Origin of the sequence: Shewanella sp. SM23 (assembly GCF_025654295.1) — a bacterium.
In the GTDB taxonomy this organism is placed as follows: domain Bacteria; phylum Pseudomonadota; class Gammaproteobacteria; order Enterobacterales; family Shewanellaceae; genus Shewanella; species Shewanella oncorhynchi.
On sequence record NZ_JAKKRM010000017.1, the window covers coordinates 1 to 25713 of the forward strand.

Annotated in this window: 20 protein-coding genes; 11 read left to right on the top strand and 9 right to left on the bottom strand. The window is 46.6% G+C overall.

Annotation, left to right across the window (positions count from 1 at the left end):
* Positions 1 to 385 precede the first annotated feature (385 nt).
* Positions 386 to 808 carry a hypothetical protein gene (locus L5L98_RS17645; RefSeq protein WP_263142621.1) on the bottom strand — a complete coding sequence of 141 codons (423 nt, stop codon included), beginning with the start codon at positions 806 to 808 and terminating at the stop codon, positions 386 to 388.
* 1061 nt (positions 809 to 1869) lie between these two features.
* Here L5L98_RS17645 and L5L98_RS17650 point away from each other — a divergent pair.
* Genes L5L98_RS17650 through L5L98_RS17660 form a run of 3 tightly spaced genes read left to right on the top strand, consistent with a single transcriptional unit; the run spans position 1870 to position 6586 of the window.
* Positions 1870 to 4767, top strand: coding sequence for a xanthine dehydrogenase family protein molybdopterin-binding subunit (locus tag L5L98_RS17650; RefSeq protein WP_263142622.1), 2898 nt, complete (start codon positions 1870 to 1872; stop codon positions 4765 to 4767).
* Positions 4764 to 5297 carry a (2Fe-2S)-binding protein gene (locus tag L5L98_RS17655; protein WP_006082848.1) on the top strand — a complete coding sequence of 178 codons (534 nt, stop codon included), beginning with the start codon at positions 4764 to 4766 and terminating at the stop codon, positions 5295 to 5297. Before L5L98_RS17650 ends, L5L98_RS17655 begins: the two co-directional genes overlap by 4 nt.
* Entirely contained in the window at positions 5297 to 6586 is a 1290-nt protein-coding gene (locus L5L98_RS17660) for a cytochrome c (protein ID WP_263142623.1), read from the top strand. The genes L5L98_RS17655 and L5L98_RS17660 overlap by 1 nt, the downstream gene beginning before the upstream one ends.
* A 175-nt stretch (positions 6587 to 6761) precedes the next feature.
* Here the strand turns inward: L5L98_RS17660 and L5L98_RS17665 are convergent, their stop codons facing one another.
* Positions 6762 to 7742 carry a dienelactone hydrolase family protein gene (locus L5L98_RS17665; protein WP_263142625.1) on the bottom strand — a complete coding sequence of 327 codons (981 nt, stop codon included), beginning with the start codon at positions 7740 to 7742 and terminating at the stop codon, positions 6762 to 6764.
* A gap of 225 nt (positions 7743 to 7967) precedes the next feature.
* Here L5L98_RS17665 and L5L98_RS17670 point away from each other — a divergent pair, with 225 nt between their 5' ends.
* Positions 7968 to 8915, top strand: coding sequence for a LysR family transcriptional regulator (locus tag L5L98_RS17670; RefSeq protein WP_028761657.1), 948 nt, complete (start codon positions 7968 to 7970; stop codon positions 8913 to 8915).
* Here L5L98_RS17670 and L5L98_RS22460 read toward each other — a convergent pair.
* The gene (locus L5L98_RS22460) at positions 8895 to 8972 is read right to left on the bottom strand and encodes a pentapeptide repeat-containing protein (RefSeq protein ID WP_411569213.1); all 78 of its coding nucleotides are present in this window, start codon (positions 8970 to 8972) and stop codon (positions 8895 to 8897) included. The two genes, L5L98_RS17670 and L5L98_RS22460, sit on opposite strands and share 21 nt — an antisense overlap.
* Positions 8973 to 9224: 252 nt before the next feature.
* On the opposite strand from L5L98_RS22460, the gene L5L98_RS17675 reads away from it, so the two are divergent.
* From L5L98_RS17675 to L5L98_RS17695, 5 genes are all read left to right on the top strand, one after another.
* Positions 9225 to 10433 (top strand): NupC/NupG family nucleoside CNT transporter, encoded by a 1209-nt coding sequence (locus L5L98_RS17675; RefSeq protein ID WP_263142627.1) that lies wholly within the window; start codon positions 9225 to 9227, stop codon positions 10431 to 10433.
* A 217-nt stretch (positions 10434 to 10650) separates the two neighbouring features.
* Positions 10651 to 12948 carry a hypothetical protein gene (locus L5L98_RS17680; RefSeq protein ID WP_263142628.1) on the top strand — a complete coding sequence of 766 codons (2298 nt, stop codon included), beginning with the start codon at positions 10651 to 10653 and terminating at the stop codon, positions 12946 to 12948.
* Positions 12949 to 12960: 12 nt separating this feature from the next.
* A complete protein-coding gene (locus tag L5L98_RS17685; RefSeq protein ID WP_263142629.1) occupies positions 12961 to 14703 on the top strand; it encodes a toxin-antitoxin system YwqK family antitoxin in 1743 nt (580 codons plus the stop codon).
* Positions 14704 to 14862: 159 nt separating this feature from the next.
* Positions 14863 to 17175 carry a toxin-antitoxin system YwqK family antitoxin gene (locus tag L5L98_RS17690; RefSeq protein ID WP_263142630.1) on the top strand — a complete coding sequence of 771 codons (2313 nt, stop codon included), beginning with the start codon at positions 14863 to 14865 and terminating at the stop codon, positions 17173 to 17175.
* A gap of 143 nt (positions 17176 to 17318) precedes the next feature.
* Positions 17319 to 18416 carry a calcium:proton antiporter gene (locus L5L98_RS17695; protein WP_025008445.1) on the top strand — a complete coding sequence of 366 codons (1098 nt, stop codon included), beginning with the start codon at positions 17319 to 17321 and terminating at the stop codon, positions 18414 to 18416.
* Between the two features lie 29 nt (positions 18417 to 18445).
* Here the strand turns inward: L5L98_RS17695 and L5L98_RS17700 are convergent, their stop codons facing one another.
* From L5L98_RS17700 to L5L98_RS17720, 5 genes are all read right to left on the bottom strand, one after another.
* Positions 18446 to 19351: a hypothetical protein gene (locus L5L98_RS17700; protein WP_263142631.1), complete on the bottom strand. Its 906-nt coding sequence runs from the start codon at positions 19349 to 19351 to the stop codon at positions 18446 to 18448.
* A gap of 164 nt (positions 19352 to 19515) precedes the next feature.
* Positions 19516 to 20484: a D-alanyl-D-alanine endopeptidase gene (gene pbpG, locus L5L98_RS17705; RefSeq protein ID WP_105251600.1), complete on the bottom strand. Its 969-nt coding sequence runs from the start codon at positions 20482 to 20484 to the stop codon at positions 19516 to 19518.
* A 396-nt stretch (positions 20485 to 20880) separates the two neighbouring features.
* Positions 20881 to 21372, bottom strand: a complete 492-nt coding sequence (locus tag L5L98_RS17710; RefSeq protein WP_198571830.1) for a GNAT family N-acetyltransferase — start codon at positions 21370 to 21372, stop codon at positions 20881 to 20883.
* A gap of 175 nt (positions 21373 to 21547) precedes the next feature.
* The gene (locus L5L98_RS17715; RefSeq protein ID WP_263142698.1) at positions 21548 to 22267 is read right to left on the bottom strand and encodes an LrgB family protein; all 720 of its coding nucleotides are present in this window, start codon (positions 22265 to 22267) and stop codon (positions 21548 to 21550) included.
* Between the two features lie 2 nt (positions 22268 to 22269).
* Complete coding sequence (locus L5L98_RS17720) at positions 22270 to 22704, bottom strand: CidA/LrgA family protein (RefSeq protein ID WP_028761649.1); 435 nt, start codon at positions 22702 to 22704, stop codon at positions 22270 to 22272.
* A gap of 122 nt (positions 22705 to 22826) precedes the next feature.
* Between L5L98_RS17720 and L5L98_RS17725 the strand changes: the two genes are divergently transcribed.
* Complete coding sequence (locus L5L98_RS17725; protein ID WP_113938996.1) at positions 22827 to 23717, top strand: LysR family transcriptional regulator; 891 nt, start codon at positions 22827 to 22829, stop codon at positions 23715 to 23717.
* Between the two features lie 8 nt (positions 23718 to 23725).
* Here the strand turns inward: L5L98_RS17725 and L5L98_RS17730 are convergent, their stop codons facing one another.
* Complete coding sequence (locus L5L98_RS17730) at positions 23726 to 24544, bottom strand: hypothetical protein (RefSeq protein ID WP_263142632.1); 819 nt, start codon at positions 24542 to 24544, stop codon at positions 23726 to 23728.
* Between the two features lie 433 nt (positions 24545 to 24977).
* Between L5L98_RS17730 and L5L98_RS17735 the strand changes: the two genes are divergently transcribed.
* Positions 24978 to 25712, top strand: a complete 735-nt coding sequence (locus L5L98_RS17735; protein WP_011788295.1) for a basic amino acid ABC transporter substrate-binding protein — start codon at positions 24978 to 24980, stop codon at positions 25710 to 25712.
* Position 25713 lies beyond the last annotated feature (1 nt).

Here is a 25713-nt window from a genome sequence, read left to right on the forward strand (position 1 = left end):
AGTCAGACTGATCTACTGAAAACCTTAGCTCGCCATAGGCTCATAATGAAGCCGCAAGGATGATAAGGACAGTAGAAGCAGATATCCATCAGGGCCAGAGGCATACCTCAATAACAGGCCGAATATATGGGTGCAATGAACTCTTCTCATAATCGCTATCGAATGTCTTGCAAACCGGATGGGTCCATATATGGCGAGCTAGCTTTCGCAGGTGCAGGGACGCATCCTTCGGAAGCGATAGCAAATTTGCCAATGAGCACAAGGGGCTTTCAACTCCGTTGGGGGCGTCATGGAGCATCCAAGGAGGATAGGACGAGCAGTCCTCCTTGGTCGGGTGTGGGTTGAAGACCCACGACCTTGATTTATGGTAAAAATATCGACTACTTTATTTCGGAAGTACCAATTCCCCTGAATCGTATGCTCTATCAAATTCTGCTTTTGCATCGGCTTTGTGGTTGATGCAATTGACCATATGTTCGTCGGACTTAAAGTTTTTACAGTCTTCGGGGACTAGATAATACTTACGCCATGCTTCGGCTTTGCGTAATCGAGCGGCCTCGTTTTGTTTGGCTAGTCTGGATTTTTCTGCCGCATTTTGTTGTAACTCTTGCTGAATCTGATACTCAGCAAGCTGGCGATCTTTCGTAGCCTGCTGGCGAGCAAGTTCCGTTTGCTTTTGTTGCATAGCAAACTCATTAAGCCCTTGTGTCAGGCGGTATTCGACATAACTCAAATAGCCAATTCGCACTAATAAAGTGACCAAACCCGCTAACAAGATACCCAACGTAATTTGTAAAACTGATTTCATCCCTAACTTCCAAAGTCCATTACTATTCTGAATTACTCATTTTTCATAGGAAAACATAAATACTACGGGATACACCCGAACTGGCATTGTTGCACCAGTGACCTTCTAAAACATGGATGTTTTAGTAGAGCCTACAGGGATGTATTCACGGCGAGTCACTGGTGTAACAGTGCGAAAGCCTGCGGCAGGCAATTAGCTGCAATGATAATTGGCAGAGATATCAATGCCCATTAGCTAGCCAGACAAATCAGCACTATCAAAACATTTCAACTTTGTCGTTCGACAAACCTTCCCCATTGCTACCGCACTTGGCCAACACCCATTAGCCAAGGGATTGCACTGCTGTAATGCTTTTATAGATTCTAGGTTCTAGATTCTAGGCCCTAGGTTCTAGCGCCTTGCGCCCAGAGACTTATCGCATATTGTTCAGGAGGAGTTATCTAGGAAAAAATAAGACACATCTTCCTGATGCAAGTGACTCGAATCGCGGGTACGCGATTAAAGCTCATCCTTGTTAAAAACCTAAGATAGCGACATAGCGTACACTTGTCTATAACTTTAGCATTACAAATCAAGTAATTAAGCAAGCACTGATTTAACAATGTTGATATGAATACATGTGACTCAACCAATCGCCATCAAATAGCACTATCTCTTGATCTTGCGGTGGCAATGAAGTCTTGCCGTGACAGGCGGTTTGGTTTTGACAAGTGGCCAATTTTGACATGCGAAAATTAGGTGCAGTGCACACATTGGCTAAAGGGCACTGAACAAAATTCAGCCATAACGTAACTGAGTTGAATCACAGTGCGAACATCACTGCAGAAGCCTGATAACACGGGCTTTACACTCTGATTTAGCTTGGTCAAAACTGCAACGATTAACCGCCTAAATTTGCATTTTCGGCCCTACATGCTAACGTGGCTAATGTAAATTTACATTCAGTGTTTATCAAAGCTATGTCGCAACAATCAATAAAAAGTCGATCGACAACAAGCTTATATCGGGCGATACCATGCAGCGCGGCTGATATTACACGGAAGCACAACTGAGGTTGAGATATGGAACCATCTAATACGTCACGCCGGACCTTTATTAAGCAATGTGTGATTGGCGGGGTTGCCGTATATTCGGCCCCTTTGTTGTGGGAAATGAGTCGCGCGAATGCGGCGATTGTTTCACCTGAACTGGCAGCCCAATGGCAAACTCAGGTTAATGGTCAATCCAAACCTAAGTTTCGTAACGACGGCATAGCGAAAGTCACAGGCCAAAAGGTCTATGGCCGTGATTACCGCGCTATGGACATGGAAGGCTGGCCCAAGCAGCAAGGTTACGCTTTTATTCTACGCGCCGCCGATGCCTCCCATGTTTATCAAGGCTTTTCACTCGACCACCTGCCCGCTTCGGCTAAGCCCTATAAAGTGATCACTGCGGCCGATCTGGCCCGTGATAAAATCAAGCTGCCCGATTTTTACGGTGACAATATGTTACTGGCCGAGGGGCAAACCGCTGACTACTTAGGTCATGCGGTGGCGATATTGTTGTTCGACAATTTTCCCGCCTTTAAGCAAGCTAAGTCTTTACTGCAATTTGACCAGACCTTACTGCGCTTTGGTGAGCAAACGCCGTTTGTGTCGGACTCGAAAGACCCGTACGCCAGCTGGCGCCTTATTCGAGTAGAAGGTGAAAATGGCGCAAGGGAAGATTTATATAGCCCGCTCCACGATGGGCTGTTTTTCCCTAGCGTAAAAGATCGCAAGCCTGAATGGTTAGGCAATCCGAATGCCAAAGGGACAGTGTCTGAGCGCGGGCTTTATTATGCGGGCGAGATAGATAAGCAAATTGCTAGCGCCCAAGCCAATCAACAATGGCAAGTGTTAGAGCGGGAATATCGCACCCAGATCATCGATCCTATGATGATGGAACCCGAAGCCTTTAACGGCTGGTATGATACGGCTAGCCAAACATTTCATACTGTGATTACCTCGCAGTCGCCGCAGGACTTTCAAGAGATGGCAGTGCACATGCTGTTATCTAGCCCACTGGCAGGCAAGGTAAAACATCTTGTGGTGCACTCGCCCTATATCGGCGGTGGATTTGGCGCGAAAGACCATTCGATATTTCCTTATTACGGCGTGATCGCGGCCGTTTATGCCAAAGGGCCAATCCGACTCGCCAATGACAGATTCGAACAATTCCAGTCTGGCCTTAAGCGTCATCCGTTCATCATGAAAAGCCGCTTAGCGGTGGATAAATCGACCTTAAAAATCCAAGCCTTAACTTCGCAGATGACAGTCGATGGCGGCGGACGAGTCAACTTTACTCCGTCTGTGACCTCGGTTGGCGCAACAGCGATGCAAAGCATTTATTACACGCCGCGCAACGATATTATCGCCACAGCCTATGCGTCGCGTAACCCAGATGCGGGGTCGATGCGTGGTTATGGCACGCTGCAATCGATGACGGCGATGGAATGCATGATCCACGAGATAGCCGATGAGCTAAAGGTTGATCCCTTTAAACTGCGCGCCGCCAACGTGATGGAGTCTGGCCAGCGTAATACTCAAGGTGCAATTCCTAACGGCACTTTACGTTACCGCGAAATGCTCGAGATGGCCGAGCAAGCTCCCGTGTGGCAAAACCGCGCGGTGAATAAAAAGGACTATGAGGCCAAACATCCGGGGATGCGTTACGGCGTCGGTTTTGGTATCGCCACCAAAGATTATGGTACGGGCGCCGCCGCGCCAAGTGCGGCGGTTCGCCTAGCTAAAGACGGCAAAATCACCCTAGAAATCGGCTTTATCGAAATGGGCACAGGCACGCAAACCTCCCAAGCTGTGGTGGTCAGCGATGCCCTCGGCAACTTTGCCGATGAGGTAAAACTCGCCGAAGTGGATATTTGGGATGCGATGCAATTAGTGCAAACCGATAATCCTTATATTATTTCGCAGCAACGCCAAGATGAAATGGCGGCCAATCCACGCTGGACGCCCGTTAAAGCCATGGCATCGTCGGCGTCTATGTCGGCCTATTACCAAAGCCATGTCAGCCGCATCGCCGCCGATATTATCTATCGCCACGGCCTATGGCCTGCAGCGGTATCGATTTGGAACGAGTTGTATTTTAACACTCCAATGGGCTCAACTAATTTGCATAACGCCCGCGATGGCCGCTGGGTCGATGGCAAGCTAACCGCCTTGGGTTTTCCGCCATTGTCGCTAGATATTCTCGCTAAACGCGCCCACGACATGGGCTTAGTGGTCGGCGTGATGGGCCATGCCTTTAATCGCTGGGCTTGGGCCGAAGCCGATTTCGACATTCTTGGCACTAAAGAGCGTTTAGCACTCGATGCGCTGGCGCTGCAATACGGCGAAGGCAACGCGACGTTTGCGGCCACCTCCGACACGACTAAGAGTATCAAAGCGCGTCAAGCCAGCATGAAGTCTAACGGCTATCACTTGATCGATCGTCAAGCCATGAGTTATCCCAAGGCCGAACTGAACAATGCCATGGTGACTTACTACGCCCCCTGCGCCACTTTGGTTGAAGTGGCCGTTAACGAAGGCAATGGCGAAGTCACGCTACTGAGTTCTCATACTTGGTTAGAGGCGGGCAAAGTGATTGTTAAAGAATTAGTCGAAGGGCAAATTCAAGGTGGCCTTGCGATGGGAATAGGCCATGCACTGCATGAAGGCTTACCGCCATTTGAAGCCGGCGCCGGCAATGGTACCTGGAACCTCAATCGCTATCAGGTGCCGTTAGCGCGGCATGTGGGCGTATGGGATCAACGTCATACCATATTGCCGCAGTTATCTGATAACGATCCCAGCCGTGGTATCGCCGAAGTGGTGATGATCCCTGTGGTCGCGGCGCTGATTGAAGCCGTGTATCAAGCAACCCATGTCCGCTTTTACGATTTACCTATGACAGCGAAAAAAATTAAGGAGGCCATGGCATGAGCCAGTCTATTAAACTGACCATTAATAACCAAGCCGTAGGCCCGATTGAAGTCGCCGATGGTGTGATGATGATTGAGTTTCTACATGAATACTTAAACCTCACAGGCACTAAGTTTGGTTGCGGCGCGGGCGTATGCCACGCCTGCACTGTGATCGTCGACGACGAGCAAGGCATGAGTGAAGTGGTGCGTACCTGCATCAATGGTGTAGAGCGTTTTAATGGTAAACGCGTCCGCACTGTCGAAGGTCATGCTAGACAAAACTCCCTTGGCGAAATCACCGCCCTGAGCCCAGTACAAGAGGCTTTTTTGGAACATTTCTCGTTTCAATGTGGCTGGTGTACCTCGGGCTTTGTCAACGAATCGACCGCGCTGCTTGAGCGATTAGAGCGACAACCTATCGCTAAAGATCAAGTTGAAAAAGTCGTTGAAGATGCCTTGAGTGAACACGTATGTCGCTGTACTGGCTACGTAAAATACTATGCGGCGGTCAAAGATCTGATCCTCAAAACTAAGGGGCTAACCCTGTGATGACATCAGCCAATCTGCGCCATTTCTCGCGCTATTTCCCGCACATTAGTAGGATAAAAAATCTGTTGAGTCACAATCTACTCCTGAGTTTAGGGCTAGGTTTGCTCGCCTGTTCCAGCAGCGTTGCCGATGAAGGCGGCAATACGAATAACGACATCGCACGCGGCGTGTATCTGATGAAGATAGGTGACTGCGTGGCCTGCCATACTGCGGTGGGTGGGCGCGAACTCGCGGGCGGTTTGCCGTTCGAAACGCCCTTTGGTGCTGTGTACTCAACCAATATCACCTCAGATAAAGAAACCGGGATTGGCAAATACAGTTACGAGGAGTTTTTTGATGCCATGCACCACGGTGTTGGCGTCAACGGCAACCTTTATCCTGCTATGCCTTACACTTCATACAGTTTGCTCACGGACGCAGACACTCAGGCGATTTATGCCTATTTGATGAGTACTAAACCCATCAAACAAGCCAATCGCGACAATGATGTTTACTTTCCGTTTAACCTGCGTTTTGGCCTAAAAGCTTGGAACTTAGTCGCACACGATGCTAAGGAATTTACCCCGAGCAAGGAAAAAAGCGAACATTGGAACCGCGGCAATTACTTAGTCAATGCCCTAGGGCACTGCGGTGAATGCCACACCCCAAGAGACACGCTGTTTGCCATGGAGCAGGACAAGCACTTTGAGGGCGCGATTATCGAAGGGCTTGAAGCATCGGACATTCGCCCCGCCGAGCTTAACAGGCAGAACTGGACCCATGAGGATCTTAAGTCGCTGTTTACTGAAGGCTATTCCCGAAAAGGTACTGTCTTTGGCGGCATGTATCCCGTGGTGTATCACAGCTTTAGCCACTTAACCGACGATGATATGCGCGCGGTGAGCAGTTATCTGCTCGATACCGATGAAGATATTCAACCACAAGCGCTCACCTTTAACGGCCATAAACCTGAACTGCCAGGTTATACGCTTTACAAAGGTTACTGCGCCGGTTGCCATGGTCAAAATGGTGAAGGTCGCCCCAACGTCGCCCCCGCGATGGCTGGTAACGCCACCTTAGATAAGGCCAGTCCACACAATATCGTCGCCGTGATGCTAAAAGGCATTAAGAGCCAGCATTACAACCTCACCACCAGCTTTTATGCTATGCCAGGATATGCTGATGAGTTAAGCGACGAGCAGATTAAAGACTTAGCCAATTACCTAAGACTCACCTGGAGCACACAACCCGGTAATCTCGATGTGAAGACCATCCAAAGCTTGAAAGAAGTGATCCTCGAGCACGACTAACCCGCATAAGTATGTGGGAGATTTAAGATAAAAGCCGCATGGGTATGTGGGAGATTTAAAATAAAAGCCGACTCTAGCGTCGGCTTTTGCTTGAATGATATAGAGCGCGAGAATCGGTCACTCATCAACTTAATCAAAGTAAGCGGGATCAGAGTAAGCGGAGCTTCACTTTCACTTAGCCACGCAGTCGAGTATCAAAGAAAGCTAAGCTGCGCGCCCAAGCGAGTTCGGCGGTGGCTTTATCGTATCGGCCAGTGGAGTCGTTATGGAAACCGTGATTCACATTCGGGTAAAGATAGGCGACATAATCGGCTTTGTTGGCTTTTAGCTGGGTTTCGTACTCGGCCCAAGTGTCGTTCACCCGCTGATCGAGCCCAGCAAATTGCAACATAAGTGGCCCCTTTACTCGGCTACGCAGTTCCGCAGCGGCTGGCGTGCCATAGAAAGGTACGCCAGCATTGAGATCATCGGGAATGGTCGCGGCGAGCATATTGACGATATAGCCGCCAAAACAAAAACCTACGGCACCGAGTTTGCCATTGCTCTGGGGATGAGATTTTAAAAACTGCGCTGCGGCAATAAAGTCTTGCTCGATTTTGGCTCTGTCTAAACTGCTTTGCATGGCGCGGCCCGCATCATCATTGCCCGGATAACCACCTAGGGAATAAAGTGCATCGGGGGCGAAGGCGATATACCCCTGCGCGGCTAAGCGGCGAGCCACATCTTCGATATAGGGATTAAGGCCACGATTTTCGTGCACCACTAATACCACAGCGGCTTTTTTACTGAGATCTAAGGTTTTCGGCTCACCTGCGGCACTGCCCGCGAGCAATAACTCATCGGGCATGACTAAGTAGCCGCGCCCTTCACCATAACCATTTGGCGAGGGAAACTTAACATAGCTGGCTTGAATACTGGGATCGTTAAAGGAGACTTGCTCGGCGAGGGCATAGTTCGGCAAAAGTGCGCCCGTGAGCATCGTCATGGTGAAACCTAGCGCCACCAGCCCAGCGAGCCGCCCCATAAACTCACGGCGATCGATAATGCCATGGGCATATTCGTCATACCAGTCAAAGGCTTCCTGCGGTATCGGTTGTACTTTCTGGGCATGTATCTGACTTGTTTCTGCTAAGGCTTGCTTGTCTTGTTGTGTCATCGTTATTCCTCCATTGAACAAGCTAACCACAGGTAACACGTCTTCCCTAGCTTGCGGGTGTTAAGATTTAACTCAAGAGTAAAGGAAGAATCGCACTTAGGGCAACTGACTTTAACGTGTGCCGTTTGGTAAGTTTGTTTTGAAATAGCACACGATCGGCACAAACGGCTGTCGGTTAGGGCAAGGCTAGCTTAAAATAGCGATTTAAATTCTAGAGGGCCTAGCGTGATACAACATAGAGCTAGCCAGATGGTGATATTCCACACTCTGGTGACCAGTGGTAGTTTTACCCAAGCGGCGGCCAAATTAAAAACCTCGACATCCTATGTCAGCAAACAGCTTGGCGCACTGGAAGCCGAGCTGAACTTGCTATTAGTCCAGCGGACCACTCGCACCTTAGTGCTAACCGACGCGGGCCAACAGTTTGCCCATTACTGTGAGCAAGTGTTTGAAGCGACGCAAAATGCCGATGCGATTATGCTGGATGCCCGCGATGACATTAGCGGGACGATTCGCCTCGGTTCCTCCCAGTCCTTTGGCACCTTACACATCATCCCTGCGCTGGAAGTGTTGCAGCAAAAATACCCCGAATTGCGATTTGAGCTAAGCCTGTTCGACCATAAAGCCGACATGCTAGAAGAAGGCCTAGATCTGTGGATCACTAACCATGAACAGCTGAACGAAGGTTATATCGCCCAGCACCTTGCCGAGACTAACTTTGTGGTGGTCGCCTCTCCCGATTATTTACTCAAGCACGGCGTGCCACACCATCCACAGGCGTTAGCTCAACACAATTGCGTTATCTATCAAAGCAAGAGCCGTAATTATGATCGCTGGAGTTTTGCTAAGGATGATCTCGAACAAACCGTGCATGTGGCGGGAAATTACCGTGTCGACTTAGCCGAAGCCGTGCGTAATGCGGTGATTGCCGGGCGCGGCATAGGCTATGTGGCCACGTATTTACTCAGTGATGAGTTTCAAAGCGGAAAACTGATCCAGCTCTTACCCGATTGGAAACCGCTGCAACAGATGCCCGTCTATGTGGTTTACCCAAGGCGGCGCCATTTACCGACTAAGTACAAAGTGATAATCGAGTGTTTAAAGTCCCATATCGGCCACCCGCCCTACTGGGATAAAAAGCTCAAACCTTGGTTAGGTAAGACAGTCACTTAAACTGCAACCACTTAAGCTGCAGTCATTTAAGCTGCAGTCACTTAAGTTGCATTTCAAACCAGCACTGACGACTACACCAGTCCAAAGCCGCCTGTGGCATGATTTCGATTATTGCCACAGGCACAAATATTATTTCCTATCGGCAACAGTAGCTAAAATAGCTTTTATTCTCCTGCATAAACAGTAACTTAAACTGTTGCTATTTTCGACTGTTTTATCGTAACAGCCCAGTAACGCCCTCGACTTGCCCTTACTGCGACTCGGCCTACAATGCGCGGCTTCTTCCTTAACTCAAAAGAATAACCCCTTATGACCGCGATATTAGGCATGATTAGTATCTTGTTTTTTGCTTGGTTACTGTCAGTGAGCCGCAAGAACATTCCCTACCGCACTGTGATTTTAGCCCTAGGCTTACAAATTATATTTGCTCTGTTAGTGCTCTACGTTCCTGCGGGTAAGGCCGTATTGCAGTCTGTTACGGCGGGCGTGTCGAGCGTGATAGCCTATGGTAACGAAGGGATTGGCTTCCTGTTTGGCGATCTCGCCACGGGTAAAGTCGGCTTCGTATTTGCGATCAATGTGTTAGGTATCATCATCTTTTTCTCGGCACTGATTTCAGCCTTATACCATATTGGGTTAATGCCTAAGGTGATCAACATTATTGGTGGTGGTCTGCAGCGTTTACTGGGCACGGGCCGCGCCGAGTCTTTATCTGCCACGGCGAACATCTTCGTCGGCATGATTGAAGCGCCGCTGGTGATTAAACCCTATTTAAAGCACATGAGCGATTCGCAATTCTTCGCGGTCATGAGCTGTGGTTTAGCCTCAGTCGCGGGCGGTACTTTAGTCGGATATGCCGCTTTAGGTGTCGATCTTAACTATTTGATCGCCGCCGCCTTTATGTCGGCACCCGCAGGTCTGTTGATGGCAAAAATCCTCATGCCGCCTAGCGACAATGACAAAAATAGTGCCGATGAAATCACCTCTGTCGAATTGCCACGCGCCACCAATGTGGTTGAAGCCTTAGCCGATGGCGCTATGTCTGGCATGCGGATTTCTGTCGGGATTGGTGCCACTCTACTGGCCTTTGTCAGTGTTATCGCCCTACTGAATGGCATGTTAGGTGCTGTGGGTGAATGGTTCGGTTACCAATTAAGCTTCGAATTTTTACTCGGTTATCTGTTCGCCCCTATGGCGTGGCTGCTGGGTATTCCTTGGCATGAGGCCATTACTGCAGGCTCACTCATTGGCCAAAAAATCGTGGTGAATGAATTTGTGGCCTTTATTCAGTTAATGAAAGTCGAAGACCAACTGAGCGCCCATTCTCAGGCCGTTGTGACTTTCGCCCTGTGTGGTTTTGCGAACATTTCAACCATGGCAATTTTGATCGGTGGACTGGGTAGCATGGTGCCAGAGCGCCGCGAATTTATCGCCCGTAATGGTTTTCGCGCCATTGCCGCTGGCGTATTCGCTAACCTCATGAGTGCGGCAATTGCCAGCGTGATCCTCTCGCTGTAATCCATCAGCTTGGGCTTTTTTAGGCACTCATCTCACCATTGAGTTAACCACTAAGTTAGCCACTCTCGCGCAGCAAAACCGCGATCAACACAAACCCAAATCAAGCAAGCTTGGTTTGGGTTTTCTTTTATGCCTCAGATATTTTTTGTGTATAATGTCGCCAGAAAAAGATTAATGAGTTTACATTTCAATAACATGCGTAGCCAAAGGAGTACGAATGGCCATAGTGAAATACAAGGCAGTTAACGCCGCAATCACACTGACAATGGCAGGTATAACACTCTTGTTAACCGCCTGCGATAACTCAACGTCACCCTCCAATTCAGTTAATACCAACATACCCACAGAGCGTGAATATCAGATTATCTCCACCATAAACCTCAATGATGGCTTTGAAACCCGCAAAGTGCTGCAGGCACGACTGCTGCTGGATTACCAATTACAGAATGCAGAGGGTAAGGCGACCAGCTTAACAACGCCGTTAACCCATAACGCCCGTTTTTTTATCCAACCTAATATGCTGCAAATTAGCGATTATGGCATGCCGATTCCGGTGAGTAATATCGACCCTAAAGGTAACTCTAATGAAATCTTTCAGTTGGTTAAAGATGGCTTTAATGTGGAATTTAACAATGGTGAAGTCCGCCAACTGACTCCCATTGCCAAGATGGATCAAAAAGATATCAAGGAATTATTTGACCACTGGGTGAATCTTAATAGCTTGTTTAAACAAGCTCCAACCTTGCCTGTAGCACTTGAGCCTAGGGTCGGTTATAGCATCAGCGCCCCCATGGATGCACGCCTAACTTGGACGGTTGAGCAAGTGACCGAAGATAAGTTATTTGCAGTAGTACAAGGTGAGAAAGACAACTTTAAGGCCTATGGAAAGTTCGAGCTTAACCGCAAAACCGGCTGGTTAGAGAGCATGGCGTTTTTTCAACAGGAAGAGAGCAAAGGCAGTACCCTCACCCGCCGCATCGCCATGGCGCCCAAGGATAGCCCTTATATCATGAACATGCTTTGGCATGCCGACGCTAACTACGATGCCGAGCGAGATATAGATGATCTGCAAAAAGAGCTGTACTCCATCAGCGATGTTCCTCGGGAATACAAAGCCCATGATAAGGACTTTATAAAATCCTTATTACCTGATCAGCAAGGTATTCTTGATAATATTGGCCCATGGGGCGCTGACACGCCAGAAGTGCTGCAATTGCGCTTTGTGCATAATATGAGCCCGCGATATGTGGTTGCTAATGTGAATTATGAAGACTTAGCCGCCTTTGATGCCAGCGGAAATCCGATAGATATTCACTTCTGGCAGCACAGCAAAGGTGTGGCGATGAATTTCAACCGCTCGATTGAGTCTTCGGTGGATCTTATCGCCACAGGCTGGGACAACACCGCCAATAAACTCAAACAGATAGACCATATCAGCGCCAAGCTGACCCTTATCCCCGAAAGCAATAAGATAGTCGAAAAATCGTGGGATGAACTGGTCACCACTCCCTATACCTTTGGCGATGCGAGCCTCACGATTCAGGTGCTCGACGCCGAGGCAAAGCTATTTAAAGTCGTGACAAAGCAGAGTAAGACTAAAAACATTAACCTTCCTTTTCAGCAATTTAAAGGAAAGATGGCCGAAGCCCGTCGCGATGGTGATTATCCCAAATGGTTAACGGTGACGGATAAGGAACTGCTGGGGGAATTAATCGGTGTCGATGATCCTCATCACCTTAGCACCCGCGCCCTGCTACTTAAGCTAGATGAAATCCCTAAAACCGTTGTAATACTGGAGAGCCAGCCACAGCCGGAGTTAAGCCAAACCAAGAACATCCGCTTTGTGACCTTTACCGACTACAACCAAAATCTGGCCAATCCCCTAAGCGAGTTTGGCGATTCGAGCCTCAATAACTACCTCTATCAAGATCTTGAGCCATCAAACGCCGAAATCAGTGCGATCCAAGGGATAAAACCTGAGACTGAAAATGGCCATAATCTGTATATTCCTATGTCAGCCGCATTAGCGAGTGCCTGTAAACCTGAAATAGAACAAGGTTTTAAAGAGGGAAAACACGAAGTCACTTGGCTGTTTGAGCATAATGCCCCAAACGGACCAGCCTATACCCTGATGACGCCCGACCGCGAGCGGCAGTTTTTCTACGATAAACAGATCAAGGGCAAGATCCATTGCCAAGGTGATATCAGTTGGCAACCCTTAGAGCAGGCAGCTAACCCACGTCCTTGGTTAATCGATTTACAAGCTTGGCTAACAAAAACCGGTTATGGTGACGAGCCGAGTAAAGATCTTAAGAACTACTTTAAAGTCGAGGATGCCCAAGGCAAATCCCTAACGATTCGACTGCCCGAAACCACCGAACTGCGGATTAAAGAGGCGCTGGTCGATGGCCGCTATTTGAGTGTTGCGGGCCCTGCCGCTAAGGTGAGTTATATGACTCTCTCTCAAAACCCCGTCGACATCCCCTATGAATTCACCTTTAAACCTTTGCCATAAAAAGGAGCGGTTATGCGTCTATTTACAGTAAAACTGCTCCTTGGAGCACTGGTACTTATCTGTATCACTATCAGTGCCAGTGCCAATGCACAAAAGGTGTTACTCGATGCCCATTGGAAGGTTGTCAAAGATGAAAAACAGGCTCAATACTATCTAAAACAATCGACCGAAGTTATCGACGGAAATTATAAGGCTGAAGTTTATTACAAAAATAACGATATGCTTTTCTGCGCCAGTGCCCTCGCCGATAACAAAATTGGCAAAACCCTCACAAGCGAACAATTCCGCGGTGCTTATCAATGCTACTTTGAGGATGGCAAGCCGTACGAGCAAGGCTTTCGCAACGAGCAAGGTCAACTTCATGGCCTGCTCAAAAAATATATCGCCACGGGTCAATTGTATGTTGAATCGCACTATGAAAATGGCGTTAAACAAGGCCTTGAAACGGGTTACTGGGAAGGTGGGAAGATCCGGTACAAAACGACCTATAAAGATGGCAAAGAGGTCGGTATAAGCGAGCTTTTTGATAGCGAGGGCAAGCTTAGGGGCAAAGTCTGTAATAGTGGTACTTGTGTTACCCAGTACTATGACAATGGCAACTTACACGTCGAAATCCCTATGGTGGATGGGCTTACACATGGCAACGAGACCAATTGGGGCTTTGGTAAAATCATTTCGACCCAAGCTTATGTCAAAGGTAAGAAACACGGGGATTACTTCGAATATTTCGACGATGGCAAGGTAAAGCGCCACTACCGCTACCACAATGATTATAAAGTCGGTGAACAACTGGATTACTTTAAAAATGGCCAGATAGCCCAAAAGGAAATCATAGAGGCGCCATGGAATGTGAAGTTATCGATTAAATACAATGAAAAGGGCGAAATGCTCAGTTCAACCGAAGAAAAACACCAAGACAACAACTGGGTTTACCGTAAGCATCAACGCTTTAGTGAAGGTCAACTTACCTCTAACACAGAGGAGGACAAACTTAAAAAATGGGTCCTCAACGAAATATTTGAGCAAGGTGAGTTAATTAGCCGCAGCGAGCATATCGATAACCAATTGACCGGTTTATATCTGCAAACCCTAAACCGTAGTCAAACTGTAAAAGTGATTACCCGCGAGTATTTTAAAGAGGGTAAGCGCGAAGGCCCCTACGAGATGCTGAAAATTAACCATGAGACAGGGGAGCAGTGGGTGGCCGAGCGCGGCCAATATGCCAATGACAAGCCCGTTGGCGCTTGGAAGAAACAACAAGAAGATGCCACCCTCACCTTTAGCTATGATGCCCAAGGCGAGCTCGATGGTGAGTTCCGTAATGAGACAAGTTCTGGGCAATTGCTTGAATTAATAAACTTTAACCATGGCAAACCCGAAGGATTAGTACAACGCTACGCCACTGACGGCCAATTGTATGAAAAGGGCGAATACCGCAATGGGCAACAGGATGGCGACTGGTTGTACACCCATGGTGAGTTCGGTTTCAACCCAATGCCAAATCCTGAGAGACACTATTGGTACGGACGCTTCGATCTAGGCAAACAAGTCGGCCACTGGGAACTGCGTAATACCGAAGACTATGTGCTTGAAATAGCGAATTATGACGAGCAGGGCAGGCTTCATGGTAAACAATACGAATTTAGGGATAATGGCTGGATAGAAGTGATCAATAGCTTCCATCATGGCGAGTTTTTAAATCGGGAAATACCGCCGCCGGTGATTACCTCGGACCATGTTTTCCCTATTTTTTAGCCTAAGCATATTCGCTTAATCGATTAACTTAACCCTTGGCGCTGTGCACTGTATATAAGTGCACAGCCCGATAAATAAACTCAACAGCAAAAAATTAGGATTCTTGTATAGGCTGCAAACCGCGCGGCCTTAAGACCCAGAACAGAGCAAGGAATCAGCATGTTCAATACGCCATTTAGCTTTATCAGCCTCGCGATTGCGGGAGCCAGCTTAACCAGTGTCCATGTACAAGCAGCGCAAAATCTCTCCTCCATGATGGTCGAAATCCGCCAACAGGACGGAATTCCCAGCTATTACAATCTCGCCACTGGAATGCCCTTAAATGGCGATATCGCAATAGTGCGCGATAACCAAGGCTATACCTTAGGGCAGTTTTCCGAGGGGATCCCTAATGGTAAATGGCAAGTATTTCATACCAATAACAGCAAGCTAGTCGAAGGAAACTATCAGCAGGGTTATCAAGATGGCACTTGGCATATGTTCGATTTGAGCGGCGCAGTTACTGAGGAACAGCAATTTGCCAAAGGCGTGCCCACGGGCGAATGGAAGGAATACAACAGCAGCGGCCATCTCAGCCAAACGACGCGCTATCAAGACGGTAAAAAGGAGCAAGTAAAACGTTTCTATAACAGTGGCAAACTGCAAGCCCAAGAAAGCTACCTCGATAACCTGCGCCACGGGAAATGGGAAAGTTTCTATGAAAACGGCACCTTGTCCCAAAGCCAGAGCTATGCGAACAACCAACTCTCAGGTTCTTATTTAGAACAAAATCCCAATGGACAAGCCACAGTGACGGGCCGCTTCGATGCCGAAGGCCGTCGCCAAGGAGCATGGGAAACCTTTTTCGATGACGGGACTAAATCGAGCAGCAGCCAGTTTAATCTCAATCTGCTCGAGGGTGAAGAACGGACATTTTACCCCAATGGTGAACTCGCCAGCCGCTGCCAATATAGCGCTGGGCAACGCCAAGGGAAATGCCAGCAATTTAATGATGCAGGTAAATTACAAGTTGAAGAACAGTATGTTAATGGTGCATTAGACGGGCCACAGCAATATTTTAATGCCGAGGGCATTCTCACCAGCGCTCTCAACTATAAACAGGATCTACTCGCTGGTACGCAAAAGTATTTCCACAACAACGGCCAACTTAAAGAATTACGTAACTACCAAGACTCAAAGCTGACTGACAATGGCCAATACCCGCTTCATGGACCATCGGAGCGTTATGATACCGAAGGCAATTTGCTCGAAAAAAGCCACTACGACATGGGATTTAAGGATGGTCTATTTGAGCGCTATCACGCTGGCAAGCTGCAATCCTCCGAGCAATGGCGACAAGGGCAACGTCACGGTGAATCACGCCGTTACCACAACAATGGCAAGCTGCGGACGCTAGATCAATACGTTGAAGGTAAACCAACAGGGAAATCAGAAACCTATTTTGACGACGGCACAGTGAGTGAGCGCGGCGAACGTATCGATGGCCAATGGGTCGGAAAATATGAGTCATTTTACGATAACGGTAAACCTCGGGAAGTATCTCACTACGCACGGGATAAAAAAGACAATGCCAGTCGTTACCCTCTTGATGGCCATTTCGCCCGCTGGTATGCCAATGGTGATCCCAATGAAGAAGGCACATATCAAAACGGCAATAAAGAAGGCCTATGGATACAGTACAGCGAAGGCCTGAAACAACGGGAGCAAACCTTCGCCAATGGCAAACTTAATGGTAACTATGCAGAGTATTACCACGGACGCCGCCGTGTGACAGGGGAGTATCTGGACGACCAAAAAACCGGTCTGTGGACGGATTATCGCTACGAAGAAAAAGACCCTACCTATGGCACAATCCCCGAGGGGAATATCCAGCAAAAAAGCCATTGGCAGGAAAACAAGCGCCATGGAATTCGAGAGTTTTACAGCTTTAAGCAAGTGGTTTACCGCTCAGAAACCTATGATAAAAATGATAAAACAGGCCCATATGCCGAGTACTATCCCAACAATGGCCAGCTAAAACTCAGCGGGGCTATGAATAAAGGTAATCAAACTGGATTGTGGGAAAGCTGGTTTGAGGACGGGATGCAAGCTGCTAGCACTGAGTTTTTAGACGGTCAAAGCCATGGCCAAACGAAAGAATATTACAGTAACGGCCAACTCAAATTAGAGGCAATTTATGCTAAGGGGTCGCTTGATGGTCAAGTTAAGCAATATCACCAGAACGGTAAGCCAGAACTCGTTGAAACTTGGGTGAAAGGCCAAAAAGAAGGCGATGCCAGCTATTACCACAACAATGGCAAGTTAGCCGAACAAGGCACTTATCTTAGGGATCGCAAGGAAGGTCTATGGCAAAGTTTTTGGCCTAATGGTGAAAAACGCACTGAAGGCAGTTATCTCAGCGATCGAGAATCAGGGGATTGGAATCATTATGATCAACTCGGCAAGCTGATTAAAACAGAACACCATGGCTAGCTTAAAAATGGGGTTTTAGATTAAAAAGCGATCTAGTTCAAACATTTATCCTTAACTCCAAATCTAAAGGAAGTTTCATGCAAAGTGTGCCATAACCAGTGTCTATACTAACGGCCTTTTTTTTCGTTTAGGACAAATTGCCTATGAAGACATTTATGAAAGACGAGTTAGCCCTGCTACTGGGAATACTGACCTTAGTATTCTTTAAAACCGGTGGCGATAGCTTACTCGCCGATGGCACCGCCCTCTCGACCTATATTCCCGTTTCACTCGCCCTATTGGGTGTAGTGACTTGGGCTATTTTCTCTGTGGTACGCCACTCAGATGCACTAGCGATTAAGCTTGGCGATCCCTATGGCACCTTAATCTTAACTTTATCGGTCATTTCACTCGAAGTGGTGATGATCTCCTCCGTGATGCTGACCGGAGAACCTAACCCTGTCATGGCGCGCGACACTATGTTCGCCGTAGTCATGTTGATCATCAATGGCTTAGTGGGCTTTACATTATTACTTGGCGGCTGGCGTTACCATACCCAGCATTTCAATTTAGATGGCGTAAAATCCTATCTCGTGGCGATTATTCCCCTCGCCCTACTCTGTTTAGTACTGCCCAATTTTACCGAAGGTGGCACTATTGGCGGCATGTCTAAAGCCATGTCTTGGATGCTGATCATTATTTCGATACTGCTCTATGGCGTCTTTTTAGTGGTACAGACGAAGAGCCACAGCCATTTCTTTGTCGATGCCGATCATGAAGACCATGAGGAACACCACGGCATACTACGCAGTAATGCTTACCATACAATTCTATTAATTGGCTACTTACTCGTGGTCATTTTGTTGGCAAAAACCTTAGCTATGCCCATCAATTACAGCGTAGCAACCCTAGGCGCTCCACAGGCATTAGGGGGCTTTATTGTGGCCTGCTTGATTTTATCCCCCGAAGCTGTGGGAGGCTTTAAGGCCGCGTTAAACAATCAATTACAGCGGGCGATGAATCTGTATTTTGGCTCAGTGCTCGCGACGATTGCACTCACAGTCCCGGCGGTATTAATTATTGGCAGCGTGATAGATCAAGAAGTCCATTTAGGCCTGTCACCCGCCGACATGGTGCTGTTAATCACCAGTTTAATGGTCTGTAAGGTCAGCTTTAGTAGCGGTCGCACCAATGCATTGCATGGCGCGACTCATATAGTCTTGTTTATCGTTTACTTGTTCTTAATGTTTGAACATGCCTAAACTTTATTAAATCCAAGGCCGAGCGTGATTTATTTGCGTCTCGGCTTTACGCTTTTCTCATCCAGATTGACCCGCAGTAAGAGTACAAACCAGACTAAAGCGCCAACAACAAACCAGATAAAAATCCACACTAACTTATGGCCATTACGAGCCTCAAATGGCTCAAATTTGGGCATAAAAATCGTTTGATGTTCGGCTTGGTAAAGCGGACTTTTTTGTGCGGCGCTGAGCAACTCTGAACGAAGTGAGGATGGAGCTAATCGTTCAAGGTAAACAAAACTCTGGGGGTCCAACTCATTGAACTCATTTAGGGATTTAGCCAAAAACGCTTTGAATTGCGCTTCTTTCTCATTGGGTTCAAGTCGATTACTGATCTCCTGCTGATAAACTTTACCATACCAAGCGAGGGCCTTAGCATGCCAACTGTCTGCACGCTCGGCAAAAATCGGCATAGCGATATACAGTGCCATATTTAAGTGACTACTATGTTTACCTGTAACCTCTAGGCTTCGCTGCAAACCAATTTGCATCTTATCAATATAAGATTGCTGCAACTGATAATACTGAGTATTTTTATGGAGATACAATTCTTGTATCGATGCTAATTGCGTTAACTTCCCCGTGGTCGTCTTGAGATATTCCTGCGCAACAATGCAAGGAACAGCCATTAATTGCACCGCGATCAATAAATAGAAAAAGCGCGAATTATCTTTAACAAACTTGAGTCGTTTTAGCCTAGGCCGGATATAAATGATCGACAATACCCAAGACAGTATCTGCGGCAGCCACAAATTAACGATATCTTCATCTAGGCTAAAAAACTCAAGGTTAACCAACAACAGCCAATGGACAAAACTGTAACCAGAAACAAATAACAGGCTGAGAAATAAGAAGGGAAAATAGATAAGTTGAATTTTTTTTAAAAATACATCCACACGAATGTCATCCTTGAGAACATAAAATAACGACTATGGTACGCTCAAATCCATCATAAATTTACCAAAATTGAGTAGCAACTCAAAGCGTTAAAACATAAAGGCCAGATTGATTGCTCATCTGGCCTTTATGTTTGTACTTTTATAAAGCTGCAACCGAGAAACTAGGTCTCACTCAACTTAGCTAATTGCTGCTGGCTACGTTGTTTCTTGTATTGCTTAGCTTCAGCAGGAATAGGAGTGACTTTGCCAGTCTCTAGCCAGTTACGTAAACGGTTAGCATCCGCAATATGAGTATATTTGCCGTAAGCATCGAGCACGACAAATGCCACTTGGCGTTTTGCCATTTCAGTACGCATCACAAGGCAGTGCCCCGCAGCATTCGTAAAGCCTGTTTTGGTTAGATGAATATCCCAGTTATCTTTATAAACCAAACGATTGGTATTACGAAAATCTAAACTGTATCTTGGGTTGGCAAAGGTAACCGTCTTCTTCTCGGTCGAACTCAGCTGGCCTAGCATAGGATACTTTTCACTGGCCTTGAGTAAGACAATCAGATCACTGGCACTCGAAACGTTTTTATAGGATAAACCTGTAGGTTCAACATAGCGGGTATTTTTCATTCCCAGTGCTTTTGCTTTGGCATTCATCGCCTTAATAAAAGCTTTATGACCACCGGGATAATGATGTGCAAGACTTGCAGCGGCACGGTTTTCTGATGACATTAAGGTCAGCAATAACATTTCTTTACGGCTGATTTCACTGCCGATACGAACTCGAGAATAAACACCTTTCATTTCTTTGGTATCACGGATATTTACCGCAAGCTTTTGCTCCATAGGTAACTTTGCATCCAGCACCACCATTGCTGTCATCAACTTAGTGACAGATGCAATTGACATTACTGCATTAGGATTATTGGAATAAAGCACTTCATTGGTTTTTAAGTCCACGACTATCGCACTACGTCCTGCAATTTCTTGCTTTAATGGTGCTTGCTTCGTTTTTGCTGTCGATTGAGTTTTGGTGCTTTTATATGCGACAGAGGCCGAATCGGCTGAATGCGCTGTCGTGGCAACGGTGAGACTGCTGCACGCAAGAATAAAACTACTGAGCAGAAAACGGATCTTCATATAGATTTCACTGAATAGATAAGGGATCGATTGTGCTATGGCACAGGTTTTGGCTAAGTATAGGAGTTCTACAGTGAAAGAAATAGAATGCAATTAGACTTTTATCAGTAAGATCAGCACTTTCTTCTCAATTTTTTTATATAAAACCAGCTTAACCTGTCACCAATCCAGAGCAATAAAGCACCTAGATCTAGGCTTTTCAATTACAGTAGAGATAAAATCTTAGGAAGAGGCTTTTTTCAGTAGAATAATTTGAAATGAAAATAATGGGCGACTTTTTGCACTTTTAACAAAAGTCCCTGTACAACAGTGGTTTCAAGCATCTAAATACGTCATTTTAGGCGAATGAAAGCGTTAACATACGCCCTAAAATGTCGCGTTATAGCATCTTATCCGCTAGCGTAAGACAAATTCGAGTAAAGCTTCAGTATCTTCACACTCTTGTATCAGTTGGTCTGTCAGCACAAAGCCGTGTCTGAGCAGCACTCGCTGTGAAGCTAAATTATGTTTAGCCACATGGGCAAAGAGGGGTCTTAAACTGACTAAAGGCAAAAATTGCGCTAAGGTCTGTGTCGCGATACCTTTGCCCCAATATTCACGGTCAATCCAATACCCTATAAGCGCTTGTCCATCACTTTGCCAATGCCCAATATTGCCCACAAACTTGCCATCGACCACTATCGCCCTTGGCAATACATTTACTTGTCCCAGAATATTTTGATGCCAATGTTTAAAAAATGCTTCTCGATCTCGAGGAGGAAATTGAGCAAGCTGGTTAGCAATGGGATCGCTTTGATGCACAAAAATAGCTTCAAGATCACTTTCAATAATCGGGCGTAAACTCACGCTGTATTGCGTGTTTGGTTGTTTGTCTGACTTACTAGACATAGGTATCACCATTAATACTATGTATTTCAACTTGGTACAGCATGCCACATTTTATGAAGGTAAGCTCAAAAAAAAAGCGCATAACCGAGAAGGAGTTAGCGCTCGAAGAGGCAAATTTGCCGAAATTGAGGTGTGTAAATTCAAGTCATAAAACTCACACGATAGCATTCAAAGCCTAGATAAAAATCAATGCAAAAACGGGTGCGCCTAACACCATAGCGATACCAATAAAAATCATAGTCAAACTGGCGATAACGCCCTCTTGCTTGCCGATTTCATTGGCTTTTGCGGCGCCTGCACCATGGGCAGATGCGCCTAGAGCAACACCTTTACCTAACGAAGTACGAATACGCATAAATTTAAATAGTGGCTCGCACACCAAGATGCCAATGACGCCTGTAATTAACACCATCATGGCCGTCAACTCAGGCACGCCGCCAAAGGCACTGGTCGCCTCCATCGCGAAGGGCGTCGACACCGAACGTACCAGCAAACTCTTAGACAATTCCACCGGCAAGGGCACAAACTTCACCAACAGCCAAGAAGACATCATCCCCAGAAACAATCCGGCCGTTACACCTAACCCTATCGTCAGCGGATACTGGCGGATCAAGTTACGCTCACGATAAATCGGCAAAGCAAAGGCGATAGTCGCGGGCGCTAACATGGCCATCAACCAATGGGTGTATTCAAAATAGGTTGGCAGCGGGATCTTAAGATTAAACACCAATAAGGTAATCACTATTGGCGCTAACACTATGGGCGCTAACCACCAGACTCTATGGTACTTATAGAGACGCTTGGCACCGAAGTAACAGAATATTGTCAGCAATAAGCTGAATAAGGCTAATCCGGTCTGCGACAACACAAAATCCACCACTTTTGAGTCAGTCATCATTAAGCCGCCTTAGCGTGGCGACGGGCTTGCTTTTTGATGTTCAGTTGGCGCTCAAAACGAAACACTCTATCGACCACAAAGCCTGTACCAAACATCACACACACACTGCCCATCACTAAAGTGAACAATATATTGGTGCCGTATTGCTCAAACAAACCTTCGTACTTAATAACGGATATCACTGGCGGGATGAAAAACAGCAATAACTCACCAATCAACCAAGCGGCGCCCAGTTGTACGGCATTTTCAGGAATGAGTTTAAAACCTAATAAAAATAAGAGTATGCCTAAGCCAATCACACTCCCTGGAATAGGAGAATGTGCCCAAGTGGCGAACCAGTGACATGCGAAGGACAGTAAACAGAAGAGGCCGATTTGGCTTAATAACAAAGCCCAATGTCGACACTGACGTATTGCGGCTTGTGGGAATGACATGATTTTCTCGGTTAGAACAAAGTTTTCTATAGGGCTATTCTAGGCTTGCCTATTTGATAAAAAAAATGAATATTAAGAATGTAATGCATGAATTTTAAGAATACATTTAAAGGTGAACCTTAATGGACCTCAAAGTTATCCGCTATTTTATCGAAATCGTCGATGCTGGAGGCTTCGGTAAAGCCAGCGAAAAAGTCCATCTCACCCAACCTGCACTATCAAAAGCCGTACGCCAATTGGAAGAGGAGCTAGACCTCATCTTACTCGAACGCGGTAAACGCGGCACCCAAGTCAAACTCACGCCCGCGGGCGAAGTTGTTTATCGACATGGCAAAGAGTTACTCGCTGGCCGACAACGCATGCTCGCTGAACTCACGGCCCAACGCAGTTTAACCGCGGGCGAACTCAATCTCGGATTGGCTCCTCTAGGGAGTGCCGAAATTTTTGCCCCGATTATTGCCAAATATCGCCAGCAATATCCGCAGATAGAGATGCACTTACTCGTCCGTGGCGGTGTAGAGCAAACCGCGGCAATCCAAAAGGGCGAAATTGAACTGGCCACTGGGATTATTGATTTTGATGAGGGTTATGACGGCATACGCGTGTTTAACGATCCTATGGTAGTAGTGCTGCCTAAGGAAAATCCGTTATCCACCCGACAGATATTGTCATTTAGCGATCTTAGTGCCGACCCTCAGGTGATGTTCGAAACCGAATACACTCTCTACCAATTAGTGCTCAATGCCTGCCGACACGCCGGATTTGTCCCTAAAAACATCACCCGCGTTAGCCAAGCCGATTTCGGTATTGCCTTAGTCGCCGCGGGCACAGGGGTTATGGTATTACCGCGCTCCATCGCGCGGCGCTACAGCGTGTCAGGCGTCGTAAATATCCCGCTGGCGAGTGACGAGCTGCGCTGGGAGTTATCCCTCTTTTGGCGCAAAGACCAAGTTTTATCCTTCGCGGCTCAAGCCATGATCGCCTTAGTCGAGAAGCACTTAACCCATAAATAACCCTATTCTTACCAAGGAACCACTAAGCTTAAACGCACTAGCGTATCGCTATCCCATGGCAGAATAGGCAAATACTCAGCCGAGTTAACATCGACTTTGGCATAGTGGTCTAAATTGTATTGCGTGTGCTCAGCACTCAGCATTAACACGCTATTAGTCCGCCAAAAATCGGTTTGGTAACTCAGCTCAAAGCGATATTGATTCTCTAACCATTTATCCTCGTCTTGCCAGGTTTGTGCGGCCACTTGCATATGTAGCTTAGGCGTCACATTAGCCCCTACACTTCCCATAAAGGTATAAGCAAACGTACCATTGCCAAAATCGCCACGATCGTAACCTCGAGTTCTAGGCACATCGTCATCGATTTCGAGATAGTAATAACCCGCACCCGCATTGAACTGAGCCTGTAATGCTTGCCCATCAAAGTTAGCTGTCAGCCCAGGAAATACCTTCGCTTGTTTCTCAACCGAGCTAACGGTATTACGCTTTCCCTGTAAATCGAACTGCCAACCGAATGAAAACGCGGGATTAACACGATAAAGTTCACCGCTCGCGGCATAGGCAGACTTAAACCACACAGGGATATGGTCAGGGTCGAGTTTATCGACATCTACGTCTATATAGGCATCCAGCGCCGCCGTCAGCAAAATATCACTTTGGGTCTTATGTTCTAACAATAGACTCGCATTCACCCCTAAGGTGTGAGAATCCTCGACCACAAAATCATGGCTGCCTAAGCTGTAATGCCACTGAGTTTGCTCTTCGGCCTGCAGTGCACTCGATAAGCACAGGGCTAAGCACACTAATGCTGAGTTGAGATAGTTCACTTTTGACTCCTGAAACATCGTTTCTAGCTTGATAATCAAATCAGCCAGAGGATTAAACTGCATAAAATAGGAATAACACCAACTAAGGTTGCCGTTAAAGAGCGGCTAAACTAGCCAATTTAATCAAAGAATAATAGGCGATAGTTCAAATTATGACACTCTCATTGAGAAGCCGCTAATAAACACCACAAAAGTATAGATAGCCAAAAACCTAACAGTAACAATAGTTATAGACCAAAGCACAATAATTCAACCCAGAAAAAACAACTTACACACAAATTTGTACAGGAAAGCAGCGGGTCTCAATCTTGCGACTGAAAACTGCAAAATAGAAGTGAATTTTTAATCAAATTAACAGCATAATTATTGACACTTAACGCTCATCTGCCTATAGTCGCCACACTGATAGTGAAATCGAACAAGAGAGTCTTAAATGAAAAAGTCCATGTTATTAGGCGGCCTGACCTTAACTGCCACCTTGTTGTTAGCTGGATGCGGAAAAAGCGATGACGTGTTAGTCGTTGGTACTAATGCCGCCTTCCCTCCTTTTGAATATGTTGGCGGCCAAAGTGGCGATGAAATCAAAGGCTTTGATATCGATCTGGCCAAGCAAATCGCTAAAGACGCCGGCAAGACACTGAAAGTCGAAAACATGAAGTTCGATTCACTGATCGTCGCACTCAATTCAGGCAAGATTGATTTTATCGCCTCAGGTATGACGATAACCGCTGAACGTCAAGCAAACGTCAACTTCTCTGACCCTTACTACGAAGCGACTCAAGTGGTACTCGTCAACAAAGATAACGATAGCATTCATACACTTGAAGATATTAAAGGCAAGCACTTTGCGGTGCAGTTAGGCACAACTGCTGACATTATGTCGAAAAAATACACCCAAAATATCACCGCCTTTAATACGGGTTTTGAAGCCATCATGGAGCTTAAAAATTCAAAGGTAGATTTAGTGTTATTCGACAGCGAACCTGCCGCTAACTATCTGGCTAAAAATCCTGAATTAAAGATGATCAAACTGGATTTTCCTGCTGAGTTTTATGGCTTTGCCGTGTCAAAAAAGCAACCAGAACTGCTAGCGAGCATCAATAAAACACTGGCTAACATGAAAGCTGACGGCCAATATCAGACGCTCGTTTCTACCCATATAAAGTGAT